The sequence below is a fragment of the Prolixibacteraceae bacterium genome (assembly GCA_019720755.1).
GTDB classification, from domain to species: Bacteria; Bacteroidota; Bacteroidia; order Bacteroidales; family Prolixibacteraceae; genus Halosquirtibacter; species Halosquirtibacter laminarini.
Genome location: CP081303.1, coordinates 869,112 through 888,238 on the forward strand (window position 1 = coordinate 869,112; position 19,127 = coordinate 888,238).

At 35.8% G+C, this 19,127-nt stretch carries 14 protein-coding genes and 13 tRNA genes; 18 read left to right on the plus strand and 9 right to left on the minus strand.

Features of this window, described 5'->3' with window-relative positions:
* Positions 1 to 271 precede the first annotated feature (271 nt).
* On the plus strand, positions 272 to 1,699 hold the full coding sequence (locus K4L44_03640) for an IS66 family transposase (GenBank protein QZE14943.1): 1,428 nt from the start codon (positions 272 to 274) through the stop codon (positions 1,697 to 1,699).
* Between the two features lie 400 nt (positions 1,700 to 2,099).
* Here K4L44_03640 and K4L44_03645 read toward each other — a convergent pair whose 3' ends face one another.
* Genes K4L44_03645 through K4L44_03655 form a run of 3 tightly spaced genes read right to left on the minus strand, consistent with a single transcriptional unit; the run spans position 2,100 to position 5,408 of the window.
* The gene (locus tag K4L44_03645; GenBank protein QZE14944.1) at positions 2,100 to 2,735 is read right to left on the minus strand and encodes a copper homeostasis protein CutC; all 636 of its coding nucleotides are present in this window, start codon (positions 2,733 to 2,735) and stop codon (positions 2,100 to 2,102) included.
* A 51-nt stretch (positions 2,736 to 2,786) separates the two neighbouring features.
* Positions 2,787 to 4,778, minus strand: a complete 1,992-nt coding sequence (locus K4L44_03650) for a DUF4954 family protein (GenBank protein ID QZE14945.1) — start codon at positions 4,776 to 4,778, stop codon at positions 2,787 to 2,789.
* Between the two features lie 60 nt (positions 4,779 to 4,838).
* Positions 4,839 to 5,408: an HD domain-containing protein gene (locus K4L44_03655; protein ID QZE14946.1), complete on the minus strand. Its 570-nt coding sequence runs from the start codon at positions 5,406 to 5,408 to the stop codon at positions 4,839 to 4,841.
* Between the two features lie 116 nt (positions 5,409 to 5,524).
* Here K4L44_03655 and K4L44_03660 point away from each other — a divergent pair, with 116 nt between their 5' ends.
* The 17 genes from K4L44_03660 (at position 5,525) to K4L44_03740 (ending at position 12,863) form a co-directional block, all read left to right on the plus strand.
* Positions 5,525 to 6,070 (plus strand): RNA polymerase sigma factor, encoded by a 546-nt coding sequence (locus tag K4L44_03660; GenBank protein ID QZE14947.1) that lies wholly within the window; start codon positions 5,525 to 5,527, stop codon positions 6,068 to 6,070.
* Positions 6,071 to 6,075: 5 nt separating this feature from the next.
* Complete coding sequence (locus tag K4L44_03665) at positions 6,076 to 6,456, plus strand: hypothetical protein (GenBank protein ID QZE14948.1); 381 nt, start codon at positions 6,076 to 6,078, stop codon at positions 6,454 to 6,456.
* Positions 6,419 to 6,910: a hypothetical protein gene (locus tag K4L44_03670; GenBank protein ID QZE14949.1), complete on the plus strand. Its 492-nt coding sequence runs from the start codon at positions 6,419 to 6,421 to the stop codon at positions 6,908 to 6,910. The genes K4L44_03665 and K4L44_03670 overlap by 38 nt, the downstream gene beginning before the upstream one ends.
* A 1,061-nt stretch (positions 6,911 to 7,971) precedes the next feature.
* Positions 7,972 to 10,227 (plus strand): glycoside hydrolase family 55 protein, encoded by a 2,256-nt coding sequence (locus K4L44_03675; protein ID QZE14950.1) that lies wholly within the window; start codon positions 7,972 to 7,974, stop codon positions 10,225 to 10,227.
* Positions 10,228 to 11,153: 926 nt separating this feature from the next.
* Positions 11,154 to 11,241, plus strand: a tRNA-Ser gene (locus tag K4L44_03680).
* 51 nt (positions 11,242 to 11,292) lie between these two features.
* A tRNA-Pro gene (locus tag K4L44_03685) sits at positions 11,293 to 11,367 on the plus strand.
* Positions 11,368 to 11,435: 68 nt separating this feature from the next.
* Positions 11,436 to 11,510 (plus strand) — tRNA-Pro (locus K4L44_03690).
* Between the two features lie 67 nt (positions 11,511 to 11,577).
* Positions 11,578 to 11,652, plus strand: a tRNA-Pro gene (locus tag K4L44_03695).
* A gap of 68 nt (positions 11,653 to 11,720) precedes the next feature.
* A tRNA-Pro gene (locus tag K4L44_03700) sits at positions 11,721 to 11,795 on the plus strand.
* Positions 11,796 to 11,861: 66 nt separating this feature from the next.
* Positions 11,862 to 11,936 (plus strand) — tRNA-Pro (locus tag K4L44_03705).
* 68 nt (positions 11,937 to 12,004) lie between these two features.
* A tRNA-Pro gene (locus K4L44_03710) sits at positions 12,005 to 12,079 on the plus strand.
* A 66-nt stretch (positions 12,080 to 12,145) separates the two neighbouring features.
* A tRNA-Pro gene (locus tag K4L44_03715) sits at positions 12,146 to 12,220 on the plus strand.
* A 68-nt stretch (positions 12,221 to 12,288) separates the two neighbouring features.
* A tRNA-Pro gene (locus tag K4L44_03720) sits at positions 12,289 to 12,363 on the plus strand.
* Positions 12,364 to 12,431: 68 nt separating this feature from the next.
* A tRNA-Pro gene (locus tag K4L44_03725) sits at positions 12,432 to 12,506 on the plus strand.
* 27 nt (positions 12,507 to 12,533) lie between these two features.
* Positions 12,534 to 12,621 (plus strand) — tRNA-Ser (locus K4L44_03730).
* A 53-nt stretch (positions 12,622 to 12,674) separates the two neighbouring features.
* Positions 12,675 to 12,749, plus strand: a tRNA-Pro gene (locus K4L44_03735).
* A gap of 26 nt (positions 12,750 to 12,775) precedes the next feature.
* Positions 12,776 to 12,863 (plus strand) — tRNA-Ser (locus tag K4L44_03740).
* Between the two features lie 804 nt (positions 12,864 to 13,667).
* On the opposite strand, the gene K4L44_03745 is transcribed toward K4L44_03740, so the two are convergent.
* The 6 genes from K4L44_03745 to K4L44_03770 all read right to left on the minus strand — a co-directional run bounded on the left by K4L44_03745 (position 13,668) and on the right by K4L44_03770 (position 18,807).
* Positions 13,668 to 13,859: a hypothetical protein gene (locus K4L44_03745; GenBank protein ID QZE14951.1), complete on the minus strand. Its 192-nt coding sequence runs from the start codon at positions 13,857 to 13,859 to the stop codon at positions 13,668 to 13,670.
* Positions 13,860 to 13,982: 123 nt separating this feature from the next.
* A complete protein-coding gene (locus K4L44_03750; protein ID QZE14952.1) occupies positions 13,983 to 15,866 on the minus strand; it encodes a DUF3732 domain-containing protein in 1,884 nt (627 codons plus the stop codon).
* Positions 15,863 to 16,261, minus strand: coding sequence for a hypothetical protein (locus tag K4L44_03755; GenBank protein ID QZE14953.1), 399 nt, complete (start codon positions 16,259 to 16,261; stop codon positions 15,863 to 15,865). The genes K4L44_03750 and K4L44_03755 overlap by 4 nt, the downstream gene beginning before the upstream one ends.
* Positions 16,262 to 16,277: 16 nt before the next feature.
* On the minus strand, positions 16,278 to 17,192 hold the full coding sequence (locus K4L44_03760) for an IS3 family transposase (GenBank protein QZE15948.1): 915 nt from the start codon (positions 17,190 to 17,192) through the stop codon (positions 16,278 to 16,280).
* The gene (locus K4L44_03765) at positions 17,135 to 17,452 is read right to left on the minus strand and encodes a transposase (GenBank protein ID QZE14954.1); all 318 of its coding nucleotides are present in this window, start codon (positions 17,450 to 17,452) and stop codon (positions 17,135 to 17,137) included. Before K4L44_03765 ends, K4L44_03760 begins: the two co-directional genes overlap by 58 nt.
* A gap of 134 nt (positions 17,453 to 17,586) precedes the next feature.
* Positions 17,587 to 18,807 (minus strand): hypothetical protein, encoded by a 1,221-nt coding sequence (locus tag K4L44_03770; GenBank protein QZE14955.1) that lies wholly within the window; start codon positions 18,805 to 18,807, stop codon positions 17,587 to 17,589.
* Positions 18,808 to 19,127 lie beyond the last annotated feature (320 nt).

Consider the following 19,127-nt stretch of genomic DNA (forward strand, 5'->3'; position numbering starts at 1 on the left):
CATGAGACTTTTGTGTCATATTCATCATTATTGAAGCTCCAATCAGGAGCTTCCTTCCTCTTTGGTGTTTCCGTTACGATTATTGCGACATGATTGGTGGTATGGTAGCAGAAATGCCGTAACTACCCAGGTTCTTTTTGAGTCTAATAATCACACAAAAGTTCCAAACACGTTGTTTTAGTGATGATTGTTAATAATAATAGGCCGTATTGTTGATTACTTTCTGTTATATTATTTTCTAATTTGTCAAGATCAATGAATCTTTGTAGTCATGAGAACAATTGATTGTTTAGAAGAAGAAAATAGAGCTTTAAAGAAGCAGGTTGAGTCCTTAAAGGAAGAGCTAGACAGAGTGATGTCACGAGTTCAAGCTTTGTCACAAGAGAATACTATGCTTCATGAAAAAGTAAAGGATCTAGAAGATAAACTATCGCGTAATCATAAAAACAGTAGTAATAGTAGTTTTCCACCTTCAAGAGATTTACATACAGTAAAGAAAAATCAATCACTTCGAAATAAATCCACTAGGAAACCCGGAGGTCAACCCAACCATAAAGGATCGACATTACAACAGAGTGATTTTCCAACAAGCATAGAGTCATATAATCCTCCATCGACATGTCAGTGTGGTAATACATTAAATCAAGAAGACGCAAGCTTGTTATGCAAACGTCAGGTTTTTGACATACCACCTGTTCTTGAACAAATCTGTACCGAGCATCGTCTTTATGAAAATAGATGCAGTTGTGGTCAACTACACAAAGGTTCTATGCCCTCGAATATAAAAGCACCTGTCCAATACGGTTCTCATTTACGATCACTAATTGTAAGCTTGTATGTTGAACATTATATCCCTTTAAACCGTATTGGTTCACTAGTGGAAGAGATAACATCATTTAAAATTGGAGATGGGACTATTACTAATATTTTAAATAAAGCCCAAGAGGTGATGACTCCTTTATATGAATCACTTCGTGAATCGATATCCAAATCCAGTGTAGTTGGCTCAGACGAAACAGGTTGCAAGATCAATGGAGGCAAAGGATGGATGTGGGTATGGCAAAATCATGAGGTAACATTCATTACAGCCAATAAGTCTAGAGGGTATAAAGTTGTTGTAGAAAATTTTAAAAAAGGATTTATTAATGCGACCTTAGTCAGTGACTGTTATGCTTCACAATTAAAAACTCCAGCCAAACATTATCAACTATGTTTAGCACATTTACAACGAGAATTAATCTACATTAAACAACAAACGAATAACAGTTGGGCAGAGGATATTTTGAATATATTCTATAAAGCCATGAAATTAAAGAGAGAATCAGCCAAGAACCAATATCCTTTAAAAGAAAAATCAATATTTAAAGAACAGCTTTTATTACTGTTGAAAAATGACGAGTATGACGATCAGCTAGATGAGATCAAGACATTACGGAGTCGATTAATTAAAAGGATTGATAGTGTGTTTACTTTCTTAGAGTATTACGAAGTTCCTTTTGACAACAATGCATCCGAAAGGTCAATACGTAATATTAAAATAAAACAAAAAGTATCTGCAGGTTATCGAACAGAAGAAGGAGCCCAAAGGTATGCCATGTTACGCTCTATTGTTGATACACTTAAAAAACAAGGAAAGAGTGTAGTGAGAATGATTGCTCATTGGTTATCTCAAAACCATCTTAAGGTCAGTTGGCAATAAAATAATTTACACATTATATATTTTCTGAACCTCCATTCTTTAGCGAATGGAGGCTAAACTATAAATGAAGCTGAGTAGTTACCTTTGATTGTATAATGTTTATAAACTTTGTGAGGTTTTAGGGTATAAAAGGGCGTGTTTTGATATATGTGGCATTTACTTCGACCTGTAGTCCTGTATTTCGACCTGTAGTCCTTGCACTTCTGAGAAGTGGTCTCTGAGCTTGTCAAAGGGTTCAGTAACCAAAATATCGTATCCAATTTCTTGTAGCCGTTGATACCATAAGTTTTAATGATGTGAGACGATTGGACACAAAAAAAAGGAGGATCTCTCCTCCTTTTTGAAATTCAATATAATTTATCTTTTAGACATGCACCTAAAAATGGTACCAGTCGTAGACTTATGATTCTTCTTGAGTAAGATCGCCCACGAGTCTTCTTCCATGGAACTCTTTGGCAGGGATCATCTCTTTGATCTCATCAATATTATCCTTGGTCACTTTACCAGCAACGATAATAACTGGATCTTGACGTGCAGCATCTCTCATCTTTTTAAGCATCTCCATACCCTCTATTGCCGTAGGTTTTCCCCCAGAAGTGAGAACTCTATCAATAGAACCTATCATCTTAATATGTTTGATTGCAAGGTCTGGTCGTGGACACTCATCGATGGCTTTATGGAAAGTGATAGACATTCCCCTAGCCAAGACACAAAGCTCTTGAACCACTTGTGTGTTTATCTCCGCCTTCTGGTTTAGAACCCCGAAAACAATCCCTTCTACTCCAAGTTCTCTGCACAGTTTAATGTCCTTCTTCATGATCTCCACCTCGATATCATTGTAGACGAAGTTACCACCACGAGGACGAATCATGACAAAGAAAGGAATCTTTAGGTATTTCTTACACAACGCAATAGTCCCATAGGATGGAGTAGTTCCTCCTACATGCAAATTCTCACAAAGCTCTATACGTGAGGCTCCCATTTTTTGGGCTTTTATTGCTTCTTCAAAATTCTCTACACAAACTTCTTTAATCATGACGTATCTTATTAAAATAACGCATTGAACACAACAGAGAATGCACAAAAATCATACCTTAGTGGAATGCTCTTTTAACTGATCAATTACATCAGATGCCAACTTACTCTTTCTGTGGATATGCTGAATGATCTCATTGACCACACTATTGGTCTCAAAAGTACCTCTTACTTGTTCGAAATCTTTTATCTGTACACTATCATCCCCATCTGGACCAAATCCAGTACGGCTACTTAGTGTAAATTCCTTCTTCGCATCATTATAGAGCATTTTATCTAACTCTATCACACTATCTCTCCAACGTCCAACAAGAGAAATCACATCACTCACCTGAATCTCTTCCAGCGATTTGTTCAACTCTTTTTCCAATAGATCCGCAGCCCAAGTCCACTCATATTCATAATAGTTGTTATGAGCGTCTTCAAAATAACTCTTTATTTGTTTAAGCGATTTAATCTCTTTTTGTTCAATTTTATCCATAAAATTTGTCACAACCTCTTTGGGTGTGATGAGTCCAGCTAGGTCAACCCATTGCCCTTTTCCGTATTTCGAAGTAGGCTTAAGGACCTCTTGTATCGTCATCTCTTTGTTGTAATTCATCTTATGTAGTCGAGAAATCACCGAGTTTCCTAAGAACTTAGTAATTCCTATGGAGTACAGATGAATCCCTCTCTTCAGTGATTTAGAGGTGATTTTTGTACTCATATAGTGATAACTCTCACTAGTCATTCCCGATACTGCTTGAAGTTGCTTGAGGATAGATCGTCCATTATACATCTTATTGATGGTGAACGGACTCAAAAGATTGCAATTTACAAGATCTAGTTTATTTGGATCTGTTCGTTTATCCCTCTTCGGCCACTTCACTGCATCACGGATCGTACCAACACTCTTTATGTTTACCGCTGGAGCCAAATAACTTTCATCATTTTTTTCAATAAGATAACTGAAAGGGAGGTCACTGGTATCCGAATTTTTGTAGTGACGTCCCATGACCAATGTAAAAGGACCTATCTTTGCTGGCCACAAGATGTAGGAATCTGAAGCCGTCTTTGACCCTCGTTGCATAATTCCTGCGTGAATCGGTCCCAACTTATACATGTGGTTACTTTGGTTCGATCCACTACCTGCATTCATAAACGAGTAGAGCCCTGCAATCAAAAGGGTCGACTTATGGTGTGTTACGGTATAGGGACCTGCAAAAATAGAGCATGCCTCACCATGATATCCTTGACAGTTTGCAAAGAAAAGAGAGTTCTCTGCGGAGTAGTGTTTGCTTAGTTTACATCCCTGTCCAATAAAACAACGATCTACAATGGCACTATCCGAAATTTCAGATCCTGATGCCACAATGAAATTACTTGCAATCACACCAGAGCCAATCTTTACAGGAGCTTTCTTTACACTGTTAATCGTTCCATTCGACAAACGATGTGCGTTTGTGATGGTGGAATATTTCCCTACTTTGGTATTTTTAATCTCTTTACAGTTCTCAATAATAGTCCATTCTCCAATCACTCCCACAGACGACTTCTGTTTTTCTGCATATTTTTGAATAATATTCTCTAGCTCTAGAATTGCCTTATCACGGTGACGATATAGGGCAATTATATAAGCCAGATGTGCGGATAATTGATCGAAAATAGGAACTTGACGTCCTCCTGTTTCATCTAAAACCGAAACTTTCACTCCGTTTCCAAATGAGGTCTCTCCCTCCACCTCTAGGGTGTTCAGAGATTCAATTCTTACATTGTTCTCAATGGTGTAGTTTGCAATGTAATTTTGTATATTATGAATGCGACAATTGTCTCCAATAGTGCAGTTTGAAAGGGTGGCACAATAAATTCCAGAGTCTCTTTTAATCCCATTTTTAAGTATAAACTGACTTTCAAAAAGTCCTAGACGTATGTTTCCATGAAACTGTACTTGTCTTATTCTTGTACAGTCCAATGGTTGTTTAACAAGAACTTTTTTCCAATCAGATGAGGTGCATCCGTTGTTCTCTAGCTCTTCAATTTGGTTAGGGGTTAAATTTTCATACATTTTATAATCTTTGTTAGTTCTCGTCTCTATATTAAAATTAAAGGTAGTAAAAAAAATGTATCACTTGTTTAATCCTTCAAAAAGATAATCGTTTAGCCATTTTTTAAAAATAACTTCGTCCTCTATATCATGATGCCTAATCTGTTTTAGCACTTGATCTAATGGCTTCTCTCGATCTAAATGATTTGGATCTTTGCTGTAAAATTTATCCGCAATACATACAATCTTTTGTTCATGACTTTCAGGAAGATAATCTTTTATGGGAATCGGGATATGTAGTGATTTCACTTTCTCTTTCGACAATCCGATACCAGTATGGTTCTCACTAAATGGAGCCAAATCGTCTCTTCCTTCTTGCCTAAGTATTTGTCCACCCAAGTAACCGTGACAGATATATGGAACTTTCCCATGACAACCTATATCTGTGGCATTCGTCTGAATGATTCCAATATCATGAGCCATAGCTCCCTCCTCAATAAGCTTTATGTTGAGGTTTAGATGGTTGCATTTGGAGGCGATATCCAAAGCCTTTTGTCTTACCAACTGGCTATGTATCAGTAGAATTTCGTATGCTAGGGGAGAATTTTCATAATATTTGCGAATAATATCTAGAATATTTATCTTCTCCATTACTTTTTTTTATTGTACTATTAAACCAAATATAGAAATATGTGTCTAAGATAGTAATAATATAAGATGGGGCATCTGTTTGTGGAACCCATAAGTAATAATCTTTAAATGGGGCAATGGCCAAAGACGATATCATTAAAAATCAGTTAAAGATTCCATCACAAAAAAAGTATGCTTTTCAGTCGATGGTACAGCTTTATCATCCCCGTCTATACCATTTTGCTCGTAAGATGGTATTAATACACGAGGATACTGACGACGTATTACAAGAGAGCTTTTTAAAAGCATGGAAGGCTATCGATAAGTTTCGAGGAGAGGCTTCTCTTTACACTTGGCTTTGCCGTATTGTGATGAACGAATCTCTCTCTTTTATTGAGAAAAAGAAAAAAGAAGCTTCGTTGATGAACCAAGATACAATAGATTGGAAAATGTCGCAACTTAAAAGCGATCCCTATTTTAGCGGAGGAGAGATAGAGTTGCAACTACAAAAAGTAATTTTGTCGCTTCCAGAAAAGCAACAGTTGGTATTTAATATGAGATACTACGAGGAGATGAAGTACGAAGAGATTTCAGAAATATTGGATGTCTCTGTAGGAGCACTTAAAGCATCCTATTTTCATGCTAAACAGAAGGTGGAGAAACATATGTTAAAGACATTATAAAGATTATGGAACTAGATAAGTTGAAAAATAACAAAAAGAGCTGGGACGTTCCGGATGGCTATTTCGACCAGTTCTCTGCAAAGATGATGGAGCGTATCGATCAAGAAGAGTCGGTGGAAGCACCAAAGGTGAAACCTTCTAAGGTCTTGATGTGGTCTTATGTTGGTGTGGCTGCCTCTATCTTATTAATGGTGGTAAACCTATTTGTTATGTCGAGCAATAGACAGATGCAAGATAAGATTGATACTTACCTCTCTGCTGAAATGGAATCAACGCCTCAAATTGAGGTAATCTCTGAGGAAGAGATGGAAGATATTCAAGAGTATTTGGTGGACAATAAACTAATTTATGATGCAATATACAATGAAGAGAATACCGAAAAATAAGTCCTGTTTTAGATGGATGATTCTTTTTATCGTGATGATTTTAGGAGGTCATGCGAATGCACAACGTTGTCTCTCGGAAGAGATGAAAGCTGAAAAGGTGGCATATTTTACCAACTTCCTGGATCTCTCTTCTAAGGAGTCTGCTGCTTTTTGGCCCATATATAATGACTATGAGTCTAATCGTCGGGATATTCATTCAAAACTTCGTGCCTATTATGGCGAAATTCATGAGGTGGTGAAGACTGACGATAACCAGAAGATCACAGAACTCTCTCTAAAAATAAGCGATGCGGTGGTCGAAGAGGGAGGATTATTGAAAAAATATCAACCCAAATTCGAAGAGGCTATTGGTCCTAAAAAAGCATTAAGACTCTTTCTTGCGGAGCGTAGTTATAGAGTTTATCTCATGAAGCGGTACCGTAAAGGGGGAGGCAATCGTCATGGACGAAAATAATATTGAGCTCGTAAAATTTAAAGTGTTTTGGTAGAGCTAATGGTATGTGCGTATCTACTCAGTTGAATTGCTTTTATATAGGTGGAGAGTGATAAAACGCAAAAAAGGAGCTTAAAATAAGCTCCTTTTTGTATGGGTCGCGCAAAGTAATGTATTGTGTAAAACTCCTTATAACAGGATTTGAGTGCCTGGCCGATCAGACTTCCACTGAACCTCGAAAGGTTACTCTTGCGAGTTGAGGCCTGTCTTTACAGTCATAAGCTTTCTCGTTTAAAATGTAAATGTTAGTTTACCAAAAACAGATACTAAGCGCGATATCTTTTATATTTAAATATCTTCTGTTTTGTTGATAACAAAGTTAATAGTTTTTTTCATTGACAAAACTATTTTGATTTAAAAAAATGACCGTAATTGTTAAAAATGCCCATTGTATAGGCTCAAATTATTGGTTTTATTGTAGTTGCGAGTAATCATAAAAATTCAAATGTTTTCATCCCAATAGCAGTCGCTTTGTCTACAATAATTCAATATAACGCTTCGCTTGTGTCTAAAAGATTCTCAAATATCAGTTCCCCTGTTTCAGAGAAATACAAGCTACCGTGGGATATGTCATAAAATACGCTCTTTTATTATTAAAGGATATTAAGAGAGAAATTGTTCAATAAAGATCCATGAATTTTTGATCTCATATTGTTCATCTACGACTAATGATCATGTTATTTTGCTTGTATTTATCCCTTCTGTAATAGTTCAAAAAGGGAATAGAAAAATGGTGGAATTCTATATAAGAGATATAGGGACGCTTTGATCTTAAGGGAAGTGAGTCGTTATATCATCTATCCCTTTCGTATGTTGCCATTGAATTTCTATCTTTATGACGAAAGAGAACCTTGAAATAGATTTTTTTATATTAAGTATTGTTGTGTTTCTATTTCAAGTTTAATTCGTTATGTTTCTTGCTGTAATGGTATCGCTAGATTGGATGAATGATGTTTTATCAATCTCTTGAAAGCTATAATCAACCATCAAATTTGTAATAAACGAACTATACCCAACGAGATATGAAGCGAGTAATCATGATGATATGTGGTGTTTTATTGATCTGTTTGTTCATTATATGCCCTACTTCTGCCCATATAAGGATCTATAAAAATGTAGCCCCCAATCTATTTCCACAAAGACTTTACAGTAACCTTTCATCTCAAATATATTGGGAGGATGGTTTTTTGGATGTTACCAAGGCTCCATATAGTGCGAAAGGGGATGGCATTACAGATGACACAGAGGCTATTCAATGGGCCATAGACGATGCTTTTGCCTCCAATCTAGTGGTTTATGTTCCTTTTGGGACTTATCTGTTATCCGATCAGTTGCACTGCATTCAACTGCAAGGCAAAGCGCTACCACAAAATTCAATCCAAGCGATGAGTCAACGTAAATTTGGACATATTTTATTGGGAGAAGCGCTACATCCTCCAATATTTCGTTTAAAAGATAATGCAACCGTTTCTGACCATATACTAATTTTGTTTGAATATATGGATACCAATGGTAAAAAGGCCCCTTCAAGACACTATCTAGGCACCCTACGAAATTTTAAAATAGAGATGGGAAACAATCCCCACGTCTCCGCAATATCCAATGCTGGAGCCCAACATTGTGTGTTAGAGAATATCGATATATCAGGAAATTTTGATGTTGGAATTAAATCTTTGCCTGGATCAGGGGGGTATGCTGCCAATATCAAAATAGAGGGAGGAAGGATTGGAATTCAACAAAATCAGTATCGACCTTGTCCCACCATATTTGGTATTCGGTTGGAGAATCAGACAGAACATGCTATAGAAGTATTGAACACACGAGGTGCGCTTACTTTGTGTGGGTTCGAAATTATTGGCCCAACAGATCCAAATGCTAAATATGAAGCCATTCGCGTTCATAATACGAATACGTCTCTTGAGCAAGGTGCTTGTGGTGATCTCGTCTTGGTTGATGGCGCTATTGAAACCTTCGGCTCTAGTACTGCTGTATTTAATTATCGTCAGAATATGGTGGTCCGTAATGTTTGGTTTAAGTCTCGTATTGCTATTTCAAGTGGAAACAATGCTTCGTCTTTGGACATCCTTGAAAGCAATGTGAATCAATGGAAGCGAATGCAGGAGTATGTATATGCTACGAGTGTCGATCATGGACAAGTTCATATAGATAAGAAACGTTATGCCGATGGAGTTCATGATTGTTGTTTGAAATTACCTCTTTTAGATGAGTGTCCTCCAAAAGATCTGCTTACTAGACATGTTTGGGGTAAAATGCCTTCTTGGGAAGATCCTCATGTAGATATAGTAAAAGATTTTGGTGCAACAAGGGATGATGATTCTGATGACGATGGGGTGCCCATTCAAAATGCAATTGATGCAGTGGTAAACCCTAAAAGCGTACATTTCGGAAAAACAATCTTTATTCCTCGTGGTCATTTCCATCTGAAGCGCAGTCTATCTCTTAAAGATGGGGTGAAGATGACTGGAGCAGGAAAAAATATCTCTCTCCTCATGGTGGCAGAGGATTGGTTGCCAGATTCGCCTGTCTCTGTTATCGAAACGGAAAACGACAAAGATGCATCTGTAAAATTAACCGACCTAGGACTCGTTCTCAATTCGGCTCCCATAAAACAAGGTTTGACAAATAATAGATTTTTTACCTTATTGGATGTAAAGTCAGGTAATTTTACGATGCGTGATGTACAGACCGACTATCGACTACTGAACTATGGTCCTAATGCCTTTGAACAACCGTTTATCCGCTTTGGGGGAAATGCTGGGGGGAAGATCTATGGACTTTGCTTAGATATCGGAACAAAAGGAACCGTAGCGGACTCTTTTCGTCATTTATTAATAAAAGATACACAAAATACTTTACGTTTTTATCAAATTTCGGTGGAGGATTATTACATGTCTACAAAGAGTGAGGTGGGTAAAGAAAATTTTACACCACTAGAGGTGGATCATTGTAATAGGGTAATTTTATATGGCTTTAAGTATGAGGGCCTATCTCGACATTTGGTCGTTAAAAATAGCCATGCTTTTGAGGTGTACGGGGGGGCTGGTAATCTGTCTATGAGAAACGATCGTTACGATGCCCTGTTCTACTTTGAAAATACCTCTTCTCTTTTTCTAGCGAACCTGTCGCATGACACGCACAAGGATATTACAGGAAAAAATATGATTGATGTTGATGGATATACAATTACAGACGATGCCCCACTTGTTCTTTATAAAAAGACAAAACGATTGTTTCGAAGAGTAAATGATAAGCAATAAGCAGTAGTCTGCCTTTTCATAGAGAGGTTTGATTATGCTGATTGATCATTTTTTTGGGGTGTTTTTTTGCCACTATGATCTTCAGCGAACGATGCTTTGGGAGTTATAGCAATACAATCTTAGACTTCTTGGGATTGTATAAGCAACTTGTTGCTTTCGTGCCTTTTTTTGAGAAAGGGGGGGTGGTTTGCTACCTTGATTACTCCGATGCAATGTCTACGAACTTTACTTCCACGAATCCCATGTTGTATCTACTATTTCGATGCCATCAATCATGATGGGACATCTCTATTACTATACCCCCAAAGGATTTTTTAATACGCCTTCTCTGACAGAGTCTCTCTCTTTATGGATAGTGACTTCTCTTCTTTTTCGAACAGTGTCTTCGTTTATTTTAGTAGTAAACAAAAAGGAACCTGAGCCCTACTTCGGATACCCTTTGGTTACCCTTTCTTTACCCTTTGGTTACCCTTAGAGTAACCAAAAGGTAAAGAAACCTTGACGTATGAGTATGGCAAGATAGGCTAAGATAAGTGAAAGAGTAAAATTGTATAAGGTCAGGATGGGAGTTTTTGGGAGTGTCCAGTAAAGAGTGTAAGTTCTATTGATCTATATTTCAATTTGGGACTGCTTCTAAAATTAAAGTGTCGGAAGGAATATTTTAACGTAGTATAATTGTCCTAATACGGCTTTGGTTTATTTTTCTTATAGATATAATCAGAAGCCTTTTTTATGTTGAAATAGAACATTCTTAAGGAATAGAGAGGCTCTTTTATTCTATTGTTTTGTGTGAAGCATAAAAAAAGTATAAATCAATAGAATTGATTTATAGTAAATTGGGTAAAAACTTGCGATGTAGTGGGAATTATTTAGGCTAATTATTTTGTGTAAAAGCTAGAGTTTTCTACATTTGCAACCGCAATCAAGGAGGGGTGGGTGAGTGGCTGAAACCACCAGTTTGCTAAACTGACGTACTCTATTCGGGTACCGGGGGTTCGAATCCCCCTCTCTCCGCTGATTTTTAAAATCAGTTTTTGTATGTCTTTTTTTGACAATATGATGTTTCGGGGTGTAGCGCAGTCCGGTTAGCGCACCTGCTTTGGGAGCAGGGGGTCCCAGGTTCGAATCCTGGTACCCCGACAGATTATTAGCTCAAAATAGTCATTATCAAAAAAACGTTGAATGTTTCATTCAACGAACTATAGTTTCGGGGTGTAGCGCAGTCCGGTTAGCGCACCTGCTTTGGGAGCAGGGGGTCCCAGGTTCGAATCCTGGTACCCCGACGAACTATTCGTTCTTAATAAGTTTTATTGCAATAGAAGTTGAATGTTTATTCAATGTACTATATTTCGGGGTGTAGCGCAGTCCGGTTAGCGCACCTGCTTTGGGAGCAGGGGGTCCCAGGTTCGAATCCTGGTACCCCGACGAACCATTTGTTCAAAATAGGTTCTATTGCAATAGGATGGAATAGTATATTCAATTATTTTTAGTTTCGGGGTGTAGCGCAGTCCGGTTAGCGCACCTGCTTTGGGAGCAGGGGGTCCCAGGTTCGAATCCTGGTACCCCGACAAACTATTCGTTCTTAATAAGTCTTATTGCAATAGCGTTGAATGTTTATTCAACGAACTATATTTCGGGGTGTAGCGCAGCCCGGTTAGCGCACCTGCTTTGGGAGCAGGGGGTCCCAGGTTCGAATCCTGGTACCCCGACGAACCATTTGTTCAAAATAGGTTCTATTGCAATAGGATGGAATAGTATATTCAATTATTTTTAGTTTCGGGGTGTAGCGCAGTCCGGTTAGCGCACCTGCTTTGGGAGCAGGGGGTCCCAGGTTCGAATCCTGGTACCCCGACAAACTATTCGTTCTTAATAAGTCTTATTGCAATAGCGTTGAATGTTTATTCAACGAACTATATTTCGGGGTGTAGCGCAGCCCGGTTAGCGCACCTGCTTTGGGAGCAGGGGGTCCCAGGTTCGAATCCTGGTACCCCGACGAACGATTCGTTCTTAATATTATCTATTGCAATAGGATTGAGTAGTTTATTCAATCATCTATAGTTTCGGGGTGTAGCGCAGTCCGGTTAGCGCACCTGCTTTGGGAGCAGGGGGTCCCAGGTTCGAATCCTGGTACCCCGACAAACTATTCGTTCTTAATAGTAGTTATTGCAAATAAGTTGGGTATCTTTATTCAACGATCTATGTTTCGGGGTGTAGCGCAGTCCGGTTAGCGCACCTGCTTTGGGAGCAGGGGGTCCCAGGTTCGAATCCTGGTACCCCGACAGATTTATCATAGATCAATTATTTTAGGAGGGATGGGTGAGTGGCTGAAACCACCAGTTTGCTAAACTGACGTACTCTATTCGGGTACCGGGGGTTCGAATCCCCCTCTCTCCGCTTTTTTTTATTTAACCGTTTTTTTGTACGTCTTGATGGACGTTTTTTAGTTTCGGGGTGTAGCGCAGTCCGGTTAGCGCACCTGCTTTGGGAGCAGGGGGTCCCAGGTTCGAATCCTGGTACCCCGACAGATTGATTCAGATCAACCATCTTAGGAGGGGTGGGTGAGTGGCTGAAACCACCAGTTTGCTAAACTGGCGTACTCTATTCGGGTACCGGGGGTTCGAATCCCCCTCTCTCCGCTTTCAATCACAAAGAAAGTCCTGCACGAATTTACTGTGTAGGACTTTTTTTATCTCTAAATGTGAAAGTAGAAAGTTGCTGCATTTCAAATATTGATTGATCCCAGAAAGGTTGCTGAGCTTGTCGAAGCAAAATAACCATCAATTCAATATGAACAATGGTAGGGGTATCCCTTGTGGTTACCCTCATATGCGAGAATCGCATATAAATGTTGTCAATGAATTATTATAATTGTTTGTTTTACAAACAAAAGGGCACCCATAAAGGGAGCCCCTACATCTCTTAATACATCAAAATTATTGCATTAAATGATATATTTCCAATATGTTGCAACAACCTTAGAGACAAGGCCCTGCCTTGTCTTATATCATGCAGTACAACGATTCATTATAATGATATCAGAACCATACAAATTCGACATTGTAGCTGCAAACCCATGTGTTTACCCTCGTTTCGTCAAATAGTAATGCAGAGCTACATATAAATGTTGTCAATGAATTATTATAATTGTTTGTTTTACAAATAAAAGGGCACCCTTAAAGGGAGCGCCTACATCTCATAATACATCATTGTAGCATTAAATGATGCATTTCAAATATGTTTCAACAACCGTAGAGACAACGGCACTGCCTTGTCTCATATTACGCAATATAATGATATCAGAACCATACAAATTCGACATTGTAGCTGCAAACCCATGTGTTTGCCCTCGTTTCGTCAAATTGTAAGAACTATTTAATGCGAAAATAAAAGTTTTTGGAGCCACACAAAGTGGAGTGCAGATATACCTTTTTTGTCTGATTTTATTCATTCGTATTTACAATAATAAAAATATCATCGTTTTTACTAAAGTTCTCTCTAACTTCAAATTCAAAATCTTTGATATAAGTTACGTCGTTTTTTGTGTACCCTAAATGAATATCAGGCTCATCGTCATATTTTAAAATATTTTCTCGAAGAGTATCAATTTTTTCAATAAATTCTTTAGCTGTCATTGGTTCTTTTCTTTTATTTGTAAGATTATACAGTAATGTTTTTTTAGCTTATCATCCGAGTAAAACCTATTCATCTGTTTCAATTAACTCCTGAAAGGACTAATTATAATGGAATATTTAGTCTTAAGCAGATTCGTCTGGTTCTATCATCGCAGATGGTGGTATTAATGCATTACCATCTCTGAATTTTTCAACTAAATGAAAATTTTCTAATTTTTTTTCAGTCCAGTATTTTTGTGGAGCATGTTCTAATAGAATTATTTGGAAATCTGTTTCATACTCCTTGTTTATAATATTGATAAATGAATTTATAAGGCTGAATGCGTCTTGTAGCTTACCTTTATCATCATCTTTAGTTAGCTCTTCATTTTCCTTTATGCCTTCATAATATGGTTGGCTTGGTTGATCAAGAACTAGAAATTGAGGTATATAACTTTGTTCTATATCAATAAAATGTTCATGAAGTCCTAGGAACATGAACAGGTGTAAGAACATGTAGTTTGATTTACTTCCAATTGTTTGTTGAGCAAGCTGTTCTTTGGGCTTCCTTACTTTCAAATTTTTTTCTTTAGTATCAAAAAAGACTTTATAATTTTGGTAGACTCCCATTGATTCTGATAAGTCAAAATATCTTTGAATTTTAGATTCCAATTCGTTAATAATTATACGTCTTTTATCGTTCGTATTACTAATAATCTTTTTTAGCTCATCAATTTCTACTGAGATATTAGATGTGTCTGATATTTCATCATCAATGTTCCACTTATCTTTATAAAAATCTAACTGTGATTTTAACTCTCCAATAAATATGAATTTCTGAGCTTCATCTTTATAATCTTTCGTTGTTGTTGGCAATTTAGATAGTTCAGCATCGATATTTTGAACTTTCTTTCTAATTACTGAAATTTCTGATTTTACATTTGTAGATAGTGTTTTTCTTTTAGAAACTTCAGTTTTAATGTTCCTTAAGGATGCTTCTAGAGTTGATAAGAATGTTTTTAATTCAATTGTAGGAATTAATTCATTGAAATTTTCTTGTAAATATTCTATTGGTCTTAAGCTGTCATAGTTATTTCGAAGGTTTTTTTTATAGTCAATGTATTCTGAATCGAAACGTTCTAGATTTCTCAACTTACGAAATAAACTTCGCTTATTCTTATTCAAATCATCAACCATCTGCATGTTGCTAGAATAGTTTGCTGTTTTAAAATCATTAATTAAATTCGATAATCGTTTTTCTCCTTCTTCTATTGTAAATAGTTTTCTTTCAATTAAATCGTATTCTTGTGCTTTGCCAACAAGTTCTATAATTTTTTCTCCGAATAATTTTTCTTCTTTATCAATTGCTTTCTTTTTCTTTTCAATTTTTAGAAGTTCTCTTTCAAGCTTATCTATTCTTTCTTTTGCTAGTACATTCTCAACATCATCAACACCTATAGCCAAATAAAAGATACGGGCTAAGGCTTCAATATACTTGTCTCTTTCATAAAGGTGATAATCAAAAAAAGTATTAGTGTGAGCTATTGTATCTTCCGATAGAGTATTGAATAATAAGAAGTAGCGATATGATATTTTTGAACCACCAGTAATATACTTACCACCGAAAGGGATTTTTAAATTTTCATCTATACCAAATTCTTGTTCTAAGGCAGTTTTTACAGATTTTATATCATTGTTTTGTTCTGGAGTATTTGGAATTGTTCCATCACTTGAAAAGTATATTTCTTTTGAACCTATATTGTTAATAGGGTGTTTTCTTATTATAACAAAATCCTTATCATTAATTTTAAAATCTAAACCATACCATAAAACATTTTCGTTTATAATCTCCTCTGTAATATTAGCTTTTGTTGAAAGCATACAGTAATCTAGAATTGATAATAAGCTTGTTTTGCCTGTGCCACTACCACCAGTTATTACATTGACTTTATTTGGTTTAAATACCAATTCTCTTGGTTTAGAATCATTTTTAAACCATAGGATTATTTTTTTAATATGGAACTTCATAATTGAATTTTGAGTTTTAGGTATAGAGAGTGTGTTTCTTCATCTTTAATTAGTTCATTCAGAGAGTCAATTGCTTGAAAAATATTTTTAGCCCTTTTCCCTATTTTAATTGAGTTTTCAGGGGAGAAGTTCGCTCCTATATTATATAGAAGAGCTTCTTTTTCAATTCGAGTGACATTAATGGCATTAAGAATGGTTATTGAATTAACTGAGATAGGTAGAAAGTCTTCATATCGTTTATTGAAAGTAATAAGACATTCAGGATGTTTTATTATGAATTCTTCAATGCTCCTTTTAAATGAACGACCTTTTAATTTCTTCATTGTGGGTTCATGTAAAACAAGTGGCAATACTATTAAAGCTTTTGCGATTGAAGTAACTTGGATATGCAACAAAATATCGGACAATTAATTAAGCCACATTAAAATATTTCTGTTTCCCAAATTCGAGAGGAGTCAAATAACCAAGTGTTGCATGTCTTCTCTGTCTATTGTACCAAATTTCGATGAATTCAATTATGTCTATCTTAGCTTGGAAATGAGAGTGGTAGTGTTTATGATCAATCATTTCTGATTTGATAATTTTAAAGAAACTTTCTGCAACTGCATTATCCCAGCAGTTTCCTTTTCTGCTCATACTTTGTTTTATTCGATCTTTAACTAACTCATCTCGGAATACTTTTGCTGTATATTGTACACCTCTGTCGGAATGAAAAATCATACCTGGCTTGTTATCACGGTTTATTTTAGCCATCCTCCATGCTTTAATGATTGTACACTCCGTGGTCATATTATCTGAAAGAGACCATCCTATTACTTTTCGATCAAAAAGGTCTATTACCGTTGTTAAATAAAGCCACCCTTGGTCTGTTGGAACATAAGTTATATCAGAGACCCAAACTTTTGATGGTTCGTCAGGTGAAAACTTTCGATCCAAGTGGTTGTCTGATATTATATTTGAATGATTAGAATCAGTTGTTTGTACCTTATATTTCTTATTTACAATACTTTTAATGGATTCTTTTTTCATTATTCTAGCAACTCTATTTCTTGAAGTAACAACGCCTTGTACTCTTAATTCTGCTGTAATTTTATGACTGCCATATCGGTATTTAGATTGTTCGTATATTTCTCGAATACGAATAGTATCCTCCTTTATAGCAATGGATCTAGGAGCTTCTTCTCTTGATAACCAATCATAAAAACCACTTCGACTCACTTGCATAACACGGCACATATCCTCGACAGTAAATTCGTTGTTAAACGTTGCTATAAATTCATATTTGTGCTGTCGCTCTTGGAGAATATGCTCACTGCCTTTTTTAATATATCTCGCTCTATTTGTGTTTTACGAAGTTCTGCCTTTAGTTCAGTAATTTCTTCTTGTTCAGCAGTACGAACAGGATTACCGTTCCCCTTAAAACTATTCTCTTTGAATTGAGTCTGCTCACTAACCCATCGATATACCATTCTTCTATCAAGGTCCATATCCGAAGCAACCTCACTTGTTGATTTGCCACTAAGACAGAGGTTAACAACCATTGTCTTGAATTCTTTGTCGTAACGTTTTCTTTTTTTTATTGTCATGTTGTAAAGATAAGTGCTTTATCTAATTGTCCGAACAAATGTAGCACATCCAACTTTATGTAGTTTCATAAAGTATCCCAAGGCAACACTTGCTATTGCTTCATTGTTATACAGGTATCTAGAGTGTTTCATTTTTATTCTGTTTTTTTCCAATCATATTGCCAACCAATTTCTTGACTCTCTGTAAGTAGATATAAGTGTCCGTTACTTAATTCCGTTGATAGAATTGTATCATCAATTTTTAGAATTTTATTTCTCATTTCATCTAAAAGAGATACAGCCGTTTCTTTGATATTATCATTTAATTCCTCAATTGAATTTCCAGAGTTTATTTTATGTTTTATTTTTCGATATTTTGCTTTGAAGTTATTTTTCCATATTTGGATTGTCTCTTCATTAAATTTTTTTAATTCAGAAGGCAATAAATCTCCATCATCTTCCCAAGTCTTTAGGTTGTTGTAGAGTTGTAATAGTTGGGTTGTAAATTCAATGATTTCCTCCCTGTCTTCAATCGATATGTCTCTAATATGAATTAGCTGTTTAATAAATAATTGTTCTTCAGGATTCTCTGGAAGAGAGAACTGAAAACTTCGAACAGGTAATTTATCACTCATTGCAACCTGAAAACATTTTCTGAATTTATTTATAAAATCTTCAAAACCTATAACATTTTTTGTGCCATTTTTAACTGATAAATAATTGGTGTCTCTTAGTTCAGAATGAAGTTTTACGTACACATCATCAACTCTATTTTTTTGATATATTTTTTCTAATATTCGTTGTTTTATTAGCCTTATTAAATCATCTTGATTAAATTCAAAACCAATGTGCATAACGAATTCTTTTAATAACGCAGCTTTGATTGCTTTAAATTCATTAATGTAATTACATATCGTTTTATCAGTAGTGCTATCGTGAAGAGATTTCAAGTAAGATTTGAAATATGATACATTTATGTCATCCTCTGCTAGTTGTTTAAGATTAATGATAAATTGGTTGGAAGCTAGGCTTTTGTTACTTATTAACTGAAAGGTAGTTTTTTTTACATAGTCAAGTGGAGATGCTTGTTCATTAATAATTTTAGTCCAATTGGAGATTGTTTTCCAAAGGTCTTTATCTCTTTCAGTTAAATTAATAGATTCACCATCAGACCTTGTTTGGAGAGTATGTTTTGTTTGAATCAGAATTAGGTCACCATTTGATAGTTCTACATGAACATCATCTTTTTCCTCTAAGCCAATTTTTTCCCCATGTTTTAGACCAAGTGTAAGATAAAAAAAATAATAAAATTGATAATCAAATCCGATTGAAGTATCAGAAGCTGAAATTACATTTTGCCTGTCAGAATTACCCATAGTCATGAGTTAAGTTTCTTATTTGATGAATAATTTTTTTGAGCAATTATATTATAAGAATTTTTAATATTCCAGTATTTAAAAATAGACATAATAGCTTTATTTATGAAGTGATTTGTGTCAATATAAATATTCAATTTGGAAAAGCCCTGCTCTATACATGGCTTTATCATAAAAAAGTATTTTATTTGAATAATGACAAACATATTAAACCTTTAAGATGACTAAAAAAACGAGGTTAAGGAGTACTATGAAAATTTGAAAGGAAATCTAGTTTATCCTAGAGATACATGAGGGAAGAAGCATGATTTAGAGTTTGT